At 29.0% G+C, this 11,735-nt stretch carries 10 protein-coding genes; 4 read left to right on the top strand and 6 right to left on the bottom strand.

The annotated features are described in order from the left end of the window. Positions 1 to 6 precede the first annotated feature (6 nt). Positions 7 to 1,602, top strand: coding sequence for a M23 family metallopeptidase (locus ABIN73_00665; GenBank protein MEO0268239.1), 1,596 nt, complete (start codon positions 7 to 9; stop codon positions 1,600 to 1,602). A 25-nt stretch (positions 1,603 to 1,627) separates the two neighbouring features. After that, positions 1,628 to 3,013, top strand: a complete 1,386-nt coding sequence (gene mgtE / locus ABIN73_00670; protein MEO0268240.1) for a magnesium transporter — start codon at positions 1,628 to 1,630, stop codon at positions 3,011 to 3,013. Positions 3,014 to 3,033: 20 nt separating this feature from the next. On the opposite strand, the gene ABIN73_00675 is transcribed toward mgtE, so the two are convergent. Both ABIN73_00675 and ABIN73_00680 read right to left on the bottom strand, forming a co-directional pair. After that, the gene (locus ABIN73_00675) at positions 3,034 to 6,213 is read right to left on the bottom strand and encodes an AAA family ATPase (protein ID MEO0268241.1); all 3,180 of its coding nucleotides are present in this window, start codon (positions 6,211 to 6,213) and stop codon (positions 3,034 to 3,036) included. Next, complete coding sequence (locus ABIN73_00680) at positions 6,203 to 6,805, bottom strand: flavodoxin family protein (GenBank protein ID MEO0268242.1); 603 nt, start codon at positions 6,803 to 6,805, stop codon at positions 6,203 to 6,205. The genes ABIN73_00675 and ABIN73_00680 overlap by 11 nt, the downstream gene beginning before the upstream one ends. Positions 6,806 to 6,870: 65 nt before the next feature. Here ABIN73_00680 and ABIN73_00685 point away from each other — a divergent pair, with 65 nt between their 5' ends. Beyond that, positions 6,871 to 8,202 (top strand): OB-fold nucleic acid binding domain-containing protein, encoded by a 1,332-nt coding sequence (locus ABIN73_00685; protein ID MEO0268243.1) that lies wholly within the window; start codon positions 6,871 to 6,873, stop codon positions 8,200 to 8,202. Further along, positions 8,199 to 9,512: a tripartite tricarboxylate transporter permease gene (locus tag ABIN73_00690; GenBank protein ID MEO0268244.1), complete on the top strand. Its 1,314-nt coding sequence runs from the start codon at positions 8,199 to 8,201 to the stop codon at positions 9,510 to 9,512. The genes ABIN73_00685 and ABIN73_00690 overlap by 4 nt, the downstream gene beginning before the upstream one ends. A gap of 4 nt (positions 9,513 to 9,516) precedes the next feature. Here the strand turns inward: ABIN73_00690 and plsX are convergent, their stop codons facing one another. From plsX to ABIN73_00710, 4 genes are all read right to left on the bottom strand, one after another. Beyond that, a complete protein-coding gene (gene plsX, locus ABIN73_00695) occupies positions 9,517 to 10,515 on the bottom strand; it encodes a phosphate acyltransferase PlsX (protein ID MEO0268245.1) in 999 nt (332 codons plus the stop codon). Positions 10,516 to 10,520: 5 nt separating this feature from the next. Beyond that, the gene (gene rpmF / locus ABIN73_00700) at positions 10,521 to 10,712 is read right to left on the bottom strand and encodes a 50S ribosomal protein L32 (protein MEO0268246.1); all 192 of its coding nucleotides are present in this window, start codon (positions 10,710 to 10,712) and stop codon (positions 10,521 to 10,523) included. A 34-nt stretch (positions 10,713 to 10,746) separates the two neighbouring features. After that, positions 10,747 to 11,277: a DUF177 domain-containing protein gene (locus tag ABIN73_00705; protein ID MEO0268247.1), complete on the bottom strand. Its 531-nt coding sequence runs from the start codon at positions 11,275 to 11,277 to the stop codon at positions 10,747 to 10,749. Positions 11,278 to 11,428: 151 nt separating this feature from the next. Next, positions 11,429 to 11,731 carry a DUF3467 domain-containing protein gene (locus tag ABIN73_00710; protein MEO0268248.1) on the bottom strand — a complete coding sequence of 101 codons (303 nt, stop codon included), beginning with the start codon at positions 11,729 to 11,731 and terminating at the stop codon, positions 11,429 to 11,431. Between the last annotated feature and the right edge of the window lie 4 nt (positions 11,732 to 11,735).

The following is an 11,735-nucleotide window of genomic DNA, read 5'->3' on the forward strand; positions in this document are numbered from 1 at the left end:
TTATAAATGCTTTTTCTTTTTCTTCTTACCCAAACTCTCACATCTTCTTTTCTTGAAAACAGAGGAATAAGGTTTCATACAGGTATTGATATTTCCACATATAAAAAAAATGGAATACCCATTTTTTCTCCTTTTTCTTGTAAAATTGTTAGAATTGTTGATAAATGGGAAGGTTATGGAAAAGCAATTTATATACAGAATAATGAAAATTTAATATATGTTTATGCACACTTAGATAAATTTGATGAAAAAATAGAAGAAAAAGTATATTTTGAAAAGAAAAAAATCAAAAAAAATGAAATTGACCTTTATTTAGAATTAGAAATTGAAAAAGATGAGAGGTTTGGTTTTTCAGGAAATAGTGGAACAGTTATACCTCATATACACCTTGAAACAAGAAGAAATTTTGATAAACCTATAAATCCTTTATATTTTTTTGATATCAAAGATACAATAAAACCAGTAATTGATAAAATAAAAATATATCCTCTTGGTAAAAGTTTACTTTTTGGAAGTTTTGCACCCTATGAATTTAAAAAACCCTTTCCTGAAACACTTTATATAACCTCTGACTTTTTCCTATGGATATCAGCCTATGATTTACAATCTGAAAATTCCGATAGAATGGCTATTTACGGACTTAAAGTCTTTCTTTCAGATACACCTATATGTGATTTAAAATATGACAGCATAAATTTTGGTAATAACTTCATTGCAAGGGCACTTTATACGAGGATTAATAACTCCTTTTCATCAAGTTATATTCATCCTATTAATTTACAGAATAATTTATGGACCGGGAATACTTTTATAAGTTTAAAAAAGGAATTAACAAATCTTAAAATTCTTGTTTATGATTTTAAAGGTAATAAAGATTCCCTAATATTCTGGATGAAAAAGAAAAACTCAAAACATTTAAAAAGGGAAAAAAATACCTATTTTGTATTTGATGGAATTGTATTTATTGACTCAACCGAGAAAAAAATTATACTTTCCCCTGGGAGTTATGGAAAATTTAGAGATTTAACATATGTTTTTCCTTTACCAGAAAAATCTTACAATATTAAATTTAAAAACTATGAAATAGAAATTAGTAAAGAAACCCAATTTTTCCCTTACCCATTATTTTTTAAAGAAAAAGAAGATACCCTTTTTATATTCTCTGCAGAAATCCTTTTTAAAAATCCTCTCAAAATAAAGGTAAAGAACAAAAAGGAAAAGGAAGTTATATTAGTAAATAATGGATTTAAAAATAAATATGATTTTTTCTCCTCTGATTCAGTTTTTATAACCTATTCCTGGGGAAAATTTTTTAGGGGAATTGATACTTTAAAACCTCAAATAATCGCGAATAAAATTTACTATATCAATCCTTCTAATTTTGAAATTAAATTCTGGGTCAGGGACAATTTCAAAGTAAAAGATATAAATTTTTACCTTGATGGTGAATGGGAACCCGTAAGTTTTAACCCTTTAACAGGAAAAGCAGAAGCTGTTATTAAAAGGAGTATAAATAAAAAAGAAAGCAAATTTGAAATATATGCGGAGGACAGGAGCGGAAATTTTTCAAAATTTGAAGGAAAAATAATTTACAAAATTTAAAAATTTTATTTATAATTAAAAACCAATGGAAAAAAGAAGAAAAAAAATATCTCTTGCTGAACTTCTAAAACCTGAGATAGAAGAGCTTATAAAAAATAAAAATTATAGAGAATTAAAAACAGCTTTAAGCAGTTTTGAACCAGCAGATATAGCAGAACTACTTGAAAATTTAAAAAAAGAAGAAGCAGTATCAATCTTTTTAATGCTTCCAAAAGACTTACAAACAGAAGTTTTTTCAGAATTCGATAGTAATGTTCAGGAGGAAATTATAAGGGGTTTAAAAGATGAGGAAATAAAAATTATTTTATCAGAATTATCTCCTGATGACAGAACATCCCTTCTTGAAGAAGTTTCACCTTCCCTTACAAGAAAACTTCTTAATCTTTTACCACCAGAAGAAAGAAAGGAAACACTTACACTTTTAGGTTATCCTAAAGGAAGTGTTGGAAGACTTATGACCCCTGATTATGTAGCAATAAGAAAAGATTTTTCAGTAAGAAAGGCATTAGAGCATATAAGGAAAAAAGGTGTAGATGCAGAAACAATAAATATGATCTATATTGTTGATGAAAATTTTCGTTTAATTGATGATATACCTTTAAGAAAAATTATACTTGCAAACCCTGATGATAAAATTGAATCTTTACTTGATTATAACTTTATATCAATAAGTCCTTATGAGGACCAGGAAAAAGCAGTTGAAATTATGAAAAAATATAACCTAATTTCCCTTCCTGTTGTTGATAATGAAAATCATCTTTTGGGAATTGTCACTGTGGACGATATCATGGATGTTATGGAAGAAGAGCAAACAGAAGATATTGCAAAGATTTCGGCAATTCATCCTGATTTGATTGGACCTGAATTGATTACAAAAATAAAGGAAATTCCGCTAATTAAATTATATAAAAGTAGAATTGGATGGCTCTTACTTTTACTTTTTATAAATCTTATAACAGGTGGAATTATTAATAACTTCACAGAAACTATTGCAAAGTATATTGTTCTTGTTACCTTTTTACCAGTTATTATAGATACAGCTGGTAATGCTGGTTCCCAGTCTGCAACTCTTGTAATAAGAGCAATGGCATTAAAAAATGTAGAAATAAAAGATTATGTTTATTTAATTTTAAGGGAAATTTTAGTATCAGCTTCGCTTGGTTTAACTCTTGGAATAGGAATTTCCTTTATAGGAATATTGAGAAGCAAATCCTTGATCATAACATTTTGTATTTTTATTGCTATAATTATAAATGTTATGATTGGAAGTTTAGTTGGACTATCCTTACCTTTTATTCTCACAAAATTCAAGAAAGACCCGGCATCTGCCAGTGCTCCTCTTGTAACAACAATAGCAGATATTCTCGGGACTTTCTCCTATCTTAGTGTAGCTGCAATTTTATTACGATGATTTTCAACTAAAAAATTTGCTCAATCTTCAAATTTAATCCCGTATATTTTGGAGACCCCATTTTCCATTGTTATTCCATAAACTCTATTTGCTATCTCCATTGTTCTTTTATTATGTGTTATGATTAAGACCTGTGAGCTTTCTGACAATTTTTCTACATAACTTCTGAATCTCAGAGTATTTGCATCATCAAGAGCAGCATCAACTTCATCAAGAGCAAATAAAACTGAAGGTGAAAGTTTGGCAAGGGTAAATAAAACTGTCAGAGCAAATAAACTCCTTTCACCTCCAGAAAGCAAAAGCACTGACCTTACTTTCTTTCCGCTGGGAGAAACATCTATAAGAAGCTCGGATTCAAGAATATTCTTTTCATCAAGAGGTTTTATTTTAATTTCACCCCCCATTAAAACAGAGGAAACATTTTTTAATTCCTCTTTGAAAAGTTCAAGAAATTCCGTATATTGAAGTTTACCCCTTTCCTCCATAATTCTTATAGATTCTTTCAATTTATCAATACTATCCTTTAAGTCCTTATAAGCATCTATTTTTTCAAAATAATCCTTTTCAAGAATTTTATACTCTTCATCAGCAAGTAAATTAACATCATGCATTGAATAAATCTCCCTTTCGATTTCTTCAATTTCTTCCTTTAATTTTTTAATTGAAATATTATCAGGGATAAATTCAATATTATCAGGGTAGAATTCTATATTTTTTTCAATCTCATCAATTTCTTGTTTTAACTTTATAATCCTCTCTGAAATTTTATCAATACTATTTTCCTTTATGTGATAAATATTTCTTTTCTCCTCATATTTATCATTTATTGACTTAATTTTTTCTTCAAGTTCACTTTCTCTTTTATTTATTTCAAAAAGCTCCTCCTCTATTTTTTTTCTCTCAGATTCAAGTTTTTTTAAATCTTCTTCCAGATTTTTCATTTTTTCTTTCACATCAATTAATTCCTCTTCTCTTTCCTTTAAAGACTTTTCATAGATTTCAACTTTTTCCCTTGTATTCTTTAGTTCCTTTAACTTTTCTCTGATTAACTTAATTTCACTAATTTTTTTTGAAAAATTTTCTTCTTTATCTTTAAGTTCCTTCAACTCTTTTTCCCTTTCGCCTATTTTAAATAAAACTTCCTCCCTCTCTCTTCTTATCTTCTCTGAATCAATTTTTATTTTATCCAAATCTTCTTTTTGTTTTTTTATGTTAAAAGATAAAAAGTTAATTTCTGAATTTATTTCATTTATTTTTAAATTTAACTTAAAAAGGGTTTCCTTTATATTTTCTCTTTCTTTTAAAATTTTTTCAATAATCTTTCTTAAACTCTCAAGTTTATCTTTGTTTTCATTTAATTTCCTTTTCTTTTCAGGTAGAATTTTTTCTATTTCTGTAATTCTTTTATTTTTTTCAATTTTTTGAGTAAAAATTTTTCTTAAAACACCATCTTTGGTAATTACAAATCCATCTTCAGTTACCATATAATCACATTCTTTATTTTTCCATGCAGTTATTCCTTCTTTAAAATTTTTAAAAACTTTGAAATTCAAAAATCTCGTATTTAAAAGGTCACCTATTCCTTCCTTTCGTTTTAAAACAGGGGGCATTTCACCCTTAAATTCCTCTCTTTCAATTATTATTTTCCCTCCCTTTTCAAGGAATTTCTCTATACCATTTATACTTTCATTATTTAAAATTTTTGCTTCAAGCAAATCATCAATAACATATATAAATTTATCTTCTTTGCTAAAATCTATATAAGAAGATAGAAAGGAAAGCTCTGGTAAGAGATTTTCATCAACTTCTCTTGCTGATTTTAATTTCAAAAGCTCTCCTTCTAATATATTTATCTCTCTCTCAATTTTATCTATGGTACTTGTTAAAAATTTTTCTTCCTTTAAATGTTCCTCATATTTTTTTTCAATTTCAATATAAATACTATCTAATTTTTCTCTTTCTTTCTTGAGACTTTCAATTTCATCCTCTTTAATTTTCTTTTTATTTTCCACTTCTATCATCTCTCTTTTTAAATCCTCTTCTCTTTTTAAAATATTATTTAATCTTATATTTAACTCATCATTTTTAATATTTAACTTTAAAAATTCACCTTCAATTTCCCTTACCTTCTTTGAAATTTCAAAAAATTCTCTTTCAGTTTTCTCCAAACTGGTTTCATCAATCTCTTCATAAGCTATTTTATCCCTCAAAACTTCCTTTAATTTTTCGATTTCTTTTTTTCGTTCCTCTATTAATAAGTTAAGATAATTTTCCCTGTCCCTTAATCCTGAAAACTCACCATATTTTCTGTTAAGTTCTGAAAGAATTTTCTCTCTTTTACTTTCTAAGGGTATTTTCAAACTCTTTAAAAGTTCTTCCTCTTTAGATAAATTTTCTCTTTCTAACTTTATTTCTTCAATTTCTTTTTTTAGAATAAAAATTTCTTCCTCAAGTTTTTTAAAAAATTCTTCATTTTCTTTCAATTCTTTTTCCTTTTTCGCTTTATCTTTCAAAAGTTTTGAATATTCTGCTTTAACGAGAAGCAATTTCTTTTCCTTTAAAATTTCCTGAAGACTTCTGTACCTTAAAGCCCTTTTTCTTTCCTCCTCAAGTTTCTTTATTCTTTCTTCTTTATCCTTAATAACAATCTCAAAAGCTTTAAGTTCTCTTTCTGCTTTTTCAAGCCTTCTTTCCATAACTTTCTTTTTATGGTCAAAATCAAAAAGTTCACAAGCCTCTAAAATCATTTCTTTTATTCTCTCCTTTGGTTTTCTTATTAATTCTTCAACATCTTCCCACTGAAAATGGGAATAGCTCTTTTTACCAAAAATTCCCTCAATTTCCTCTTTGTAATGTTTTTCGGATATTCTATCATCATTTAAGAAAAACTCCTGCGAATTGTCTCTATAAACCCTTCTTGTAAATTTACTCTCACCTTTCTCATTTTCCAGTACAATTGTAACTTCTGCATAGGGCAAAGCTTTTTTTTCTTTATTTCCTGCAAAAATTATCTCTTTTAGTTCTCTTACCCTTAATTTATTTAACCTTGATTCTCCAAGGACAAATCTAATAGCCTCAAAAATATTAGTTTTCCCACAGCCATTTGGTCCAATAACAAGAGATATTTTATCTGAAAAAAATATTTCTTCTCTTTCATAAAAGGATTTAAAACCATGTAGAAGGATACTTTTAATTTTCATTCTTTTTCTTTAAAGGTCTGAACCAGAAGTCATTTTTTAAATCCCTTGTCCTTTTAATTGTTTCAACCATATTTTTTGCAATCCTTTCACATTCTAAAAGTGTATCCATATTTTCTTCAATTGGTCCCACAGCATAGGTAATAGAATAAGGAGGGATTATGGCTCCCATAAAATTTAAAGGAATAATAATAGAGGAAGCTGTGCTTATTGCTCCATCTTCCTCACAGGAAACAACACAGGAAACAACTTTACCTGCAAGTAAAGGTTCAATATTTTCCAATGCTGTTAAAAGATCAATAAAATTCTTCATTAATCCTGAAGGTCCAAACCAGTAAACAGGGGTTCCAAATACAATTCCGTCGGCTTTCAATATTTTCTCATAAACTGCTGGCAAAACTCCCTTAAAAACTTCAGGATTACAATCCCTCACATTTTTGGAATAACATCCCATACAGTAAGTAATAGGATAATCGGTAAGAAAAATAATTTCTGTTTCAGAGCCAAGTTCTTTTGCTTTTTCTAAAACAGAATTTAATAATATTGTAACTTTTCCCTTCTTATGCGGTGAACCCGAAATTCCAAGTATTAGCATAGAACATTTTAAGATTAAGAACAATTTTCTTTCAAATTATTTATGTCTTATAATAAATGAAAAAAATGGAAAAAATAAGAATATGTTTTAATTGTGGAAGATATATAGGTAATAAGGACATATGTCCTTATTGTGGTGAGGAACAATTAAAACCTGTTGGAATTGAATTCTTAAGATGGATAAGTCTCTTCCTTGCTATTGGTGGTGTTATTTTTCTTTTTATATCAGCAAGAACAGAATCTGCACCCTATGTAAAGGTTAAAGAGCTTAAACCTACAATGAATTTTGCAAAAGTCAGCATGAAGGGAATTGTTGAATCCTCACCTTATTATGATGAAGAAAAGGGAGGGTATTTTTCCTTCTGGCTTAATGATGGAACAGGTAGTATTAAAGTGAGGGCTTTCAGAGATGTCGCAAAGGAACTTATAGAAAAGGATTTATACCCTTCGGTTTCCGACTCTGTTTTTGTTACAGGGACACTTTATGCAAGAGAAAATTTTATTTTAACTATCAATAATGCAAAGGATTTAAAAATAAAAACACCCGAGCCCAAAAATGTAAAAATTAAAGATATAACAGACACACTAACCGGAAAAAGAGTAGAAACAGAAGGAACTATTTATTCAATAACCCAATATAGGAATAATTCAATAGGTTTAAGAATGCAGGACGAGGATGCAAATATTACAGTTTTTATTCCCTTTTATTACAAAGAAAAAGAGAAAATTCTATCTCTTGAAAAAGGAACTATCATAAAGGTAAAAGGAGCAGTTTTTCTGTATAAAGATAAACCAGAGATTATACCCCACTATGTTAGTGATATAAGTGTTGCAGGTAAAAAGGAAATTACATATTCTCAAAAAAATGAAAATTTAAAGTTAAAAGGCGAAATTCTATCAGGCTATACTTTTAAAAAAGGAATAAGGTTCAAAATTAAAACTGATAAGGGAATCGAGGAAGTTACCTTATGGAAAAGCACACTTGAAAAAAATTATAAAGGTCAATCAAACAAACTCCTTACAGGTTCCATAGTAGAATTTGAAGTATATGAAAAGGAATACAAGGGCCGAATGGAAAAAAATGTTAAAAGTTTAAAAATAATTTCTTATCCACAAAATCCATATAAAATTAAGGAAGCAATTCAAAAGAACATTGGTGAATTTTTAAAAATAAAGGGAAATATAAAGGAGATTAAAGAATTTAAAGCTGGAACAAGAGTAATTCTTGAAGATGATACAGGTGAATTAACTGTGTGGATATGGAGTGATTTATGGGAAGATTTAAAAGGTTCATTTAAGGAGAAGGATAATATTATTGTTGCAGGAGAATTAAAAGAATATAAAGGTAAAATTGAGCTTGTACCGAGAATTAAAGATGATGTCGTCCCTTTAAAATGAATTTAATTTATCCTATTTTAATTTCTCTTATAGGAACAATAACAGGAATACTTTTTTCCTGGATTCCTGCACTTCATATTTACAACATTTTAGCTTTATTTATATTCCTTGAAGTTCAAACAGACTTTTTACCTTTAGAACTTATACCTTATTTTTTTGCAGGATCTATTGTTAGTTATACTTTTGCAGGAATTTTACCTGCGATATATTTTTCTACAAATGATGATTCCACTTTATTTTATCTTTTGCCATCACAGAAGTTTCTGATGTATGGAAGAGCTCACGAGGCAGTTTTACTTTCCCTAACAGGGTCTCTGGGTGCCTCTTTCTTAATATTAATTTTCGCTATCTTTTTACCCTATATTCTCCCCCCTATAAGAGAACTACTCACACCCCATATGGAATGGATTTTAGCTTCCATAGGTGCCTTTATGCTGCTCTCCGAGTGGCCAAGAACAACTGATAGATCAAGGACACGGCTTGGAAGATTAAAAGAAGCCTGGGGTTCTCTAAGTGCTGGAATTCTTGTTTTTTTCCTTTCCGGAATTTTAGGTTATATAGTTTTAAGAGGGGGGATAATGGATCCAGAAACTTCCTTTCAAAATCTTATGCCTTTATTTCTGGGACTCTTTGCAATACCCTGGCTTATACTTAATATAATCACAAATCCAATTTTACCACCACAGATAATAGAAGACAAATTAACAACAAATTATCAAAGAATTTTAAGGGGTATATTTGCAGGTTCTCTTGGAGGTTCACTTGCTGCTTTTTTTCCAGTCATAACAGGAGGAATTGGAGCATTTCTTTCAGGTCATGCAACAGCACAGAGGGGGGATGATATTTTCTTAATAGGTCAGGGTGCAAACAGATTTTTATATTATGTTGGGGGTTTTTTACTCTTTTTTGTTCCTTTCCTTCATATAAGAAGAGGAGGTGCTGCCTGGATGCTTAACATTTTTTACAGTCCAAAATCTTACAGCGAGTATTTTCTAATGGTTGGGATAATACTTTTATCCTCTTTTATTTCCTTTTATTTTACTATAAAAATGTCGAAATTAATAGCAAAAAAAATTCACAAAATACCTTACAAAAACTTATCAATTATTATTATAATTTTCATATTATTTCTAACCGTTTTAATAACAGGTTTTAAAGGCATTATTATACTTATCGTATCAAGCTCCATAGGTTTATTACCACCTCTTTTTGGAACAAGGAGACTCAATTGTTTAGGTGCCTTAATTTTTCCTTTAACAATACAGATGAGTTCCTTTTCAGGGTCTTTTTCAAAACTAATGGGGTTTTAAAAATTTATTCTATATCAACTTTTTCAAACTCAAGAAGCGACTTTTCAATTTTTTCGTTAATTCTCAACTCAACAAATTTTAAAGCAGATTTTAAAGCATTTTTAATTGCAATTTTTGAACTTCTTCCATGAGATATAAAAACATCTCCGTTAATTCCAAGCAAAGGTGCTCCTCCAAATTCTTCATAACTTACCTTTTTAAAAAAGGATTTAAAGGAATTTTTCATAAAATAAAACCCTATTTTGTTTTTTATTGAACTTTCTATTGAATCAAGAAAAAAATTATGGGTGAACTCAACAACACCTTCACCAAATTTTAAAAGAGTATTTCCTGTAAATCCATCTGTTACAACAACATCCGCTTTACCTTTTAAAATTTCATTCCCTTCAATAAATCCTATAAAATTCAAATTTGGGTCCTTTTCAAAAAGTTCCTTAGATTTCATTATAAGTTCATTTCCTTTTGTTTCTTCCTCACCTATTGAAAGTAAAGCTATTCTTGGATTTTTTATCCCCATTATTTCTTCTACAAATATCTTACCCATAACACCGAATTGATAAAGAAATAAAGGTCTTACAAAAGCATTTGCACCGACGTCAAGTACAGCACAAAAACCTTTATGTGAAGGGAAAAGGGCACATATTGCAGGTCTTTTAACACCTTTAAGTCTCCCTAAAATCTTTATTGAATAGGCAAGAATTGCTCCAGTATTACCAGCACTTACAAAAGCATCAGCTTTACCTTCTTTTAAAAGTGAAAGACCAATAGCAATTGTTGAATTTTTTTTTGTTCTTAAAACTTCAGAGGGTTTTTCTTCAAAATAGACTCTATTTTCAGCCTCAATAAACTCATACCTTCCATTAAATTTTATTTGATTTTTAAACTCCGGAGTGCCAACTATATACAAAAAGGACTTAGGATTTTCTTTTAAGAAAAGTTCAGCCCCAGCAATTTCAGGAGAAGGAGCTTTATCTGTTCCAAGAAGGTCAAGAACAATCCTCATTTAAACTAAGAACTTATTTTTTCCTCTATCTGTATTATAGCTTTACCTTTGTAATATCCACAATGAGGGCAAACTCTATGGGGTAATTTAGCTTCTCCACAATTGGGGCATTTTGATAAACTCATTGGTTTTACTTTATAGTGAGTCCTCCTTTTTCTTCCTCTTGCACGGGAGTGTCTTCTTTTGGGTACAGGCATTTTTATTTTTAATTTTTAAAAGGGGGTTGAACCCTTATTCTTTTTTTTCTATCCTTTTAAGTAAATAAGTAAAGGGGGAATAAGTTTCTTTAGTTTCATGGCCACAATTTTTATTATTCAGGTTTGCCCCACAAACAGGGCATAATCCCTTACAGTTTTCTTTACATAAAGGTTTCATAGGTATTGTAAGAAGAACAATTTCTTTTATTAATGGTAAAACATTTAGCTCATAATTTTCAACATAAATTGATGCTACATCCTTATCAGAAATGTTATATTCTTTTTTTGATATGGAAGGGTCTTTTCCCAGAAAAACATTATAGGTGTAATCTTCATTGAAAAAAAACTGAAATTCATCAAGACATCTTGCACAGATTAAGGTTCCAAAGCCTTTTACATGTAAATAAAAAATATACTCAAGACCTTTTCTCTGTATCCATCCAGAAGAATTTAAATTTACTCTTTTAATTTCAGAATCTTTAAATAGTTCTTCACTTTCTTTACCTTCAAGAGTATAAGAAAAATCAGTTTTTCCTTCCTTAAGTTCTTTTAGAAAAATTTTCATCTTTATAATATAATATACAATAAGTGAAAAAGCAATAATCTGTAGAATACCATTCTATAAAATGTTCCTGTATAATCTTCTTTAAATCTTTCAACATAGACATTTTTATAAATTCAACTATTTCAGGGTAAAGAATACTAATTTTATTTAATTATTTTGGTGTAAAACCGATTTTCTTTATTTCCTGTTCATGTATTTTAATTTCACCAAATTTTTCTTCAAATTTCTCAATATTTTCACCTAATGCTTTCAAAAGTAACTTTGCATGAGATGGTGTCATTATTATCCTTGCCTGAACTTTTGCTTTCGGGACCCCTGGCATTATTCTCGCAAAATCAAAAATAAACTCAGATGGGGAATGTATTATCATTACAAAATTGGAATATATTCCCTCAGCTTCCTTTTCTCCAAGTTCAATCTGTATCGGGGGTTGATGTAATGTTTTCTCTTCCATTTTC

This window comes from candidate division WOR-3 bacterium, assembly GCA_039804025.1.
Lineage (GTDB): Bacteria > Hydrothermota > Hydrothermia > Hydrothermales > JAJRUZ01 > JBCNVI01.

Excerpts from the sequence above, each read along its gene's own strand:
- ABIN73_00685 (MEO0268243.1), top strand. The coding sequence starts at position 6,871 with ATGGAAAAAATAAGAATATGTTTTAATTGTGGAAGATATATAGGTAAT.
- mgtE (MEO0268240.1), top strand. The coding sequence starts at position 1,628 with ATGGAAAAAAGAAGAAAAAAAATATCTCTTGCTGAACTTCTAAAACCT.
- ABIN73_00665 (MEO0268239.1), top strand. The coding sequence starts at position 7 with ATGCTTTTTCTTTTTCTTCTTACCCAAACTCTCACATCTTCTTTTCTT.
- ABIN73_00705 (MEO0268247.1), bottom strand. The coding sequence starts at position 11,277 with ATGAAAATTTTTCTAAAAGAACTTAAGGAAGGAAAAACTGATTTTTCT.
- ABIN73_00675 (MEO0268241.1), bottom strand. The coding sequence starts at position 6,213 with ATGAAAATTAAAAGTATCCTTCTACATGGTTTTAAATCCTTTTATGAA.
- rpmF (MEO0268246.1), bottom strand. The coding sequence starts at position 10,712 with ATGCCTGTACCCAAAAGAAGACACTCCCGTGCAAGAGGAAGAAAAAGG.
- ABIN73_00690 (MEO0268244.1), top strand. The coding sequence starts at position 8,199 with ATGAATTTAATTTATCCTATTTTAATTTCTCTTATAGGAACAATAACA.
- plsX (MEO0268245.1), bottom strand. The coding sequence starts at position 10,515 with ATGAGGATTGTTCTTGACCTTCTTGGAACAGATAAAGCTCCTTCTCCT.
- ABIN73_00710 (MEO0268248.1), bottom strand. The coding sequence starts at position 11,731 with ATGGAAGAGAAAACATTACATCAACCCCCGATACAGATTGAACTTGGA.
- ABIN73_00680 (MEO0268242.1), bottom strand. The coding sequence starts at position 6,805 with ATGCTAATACTTGGAATTTCGGGTTCACCGCATAAGAAGGGAAAAGTT.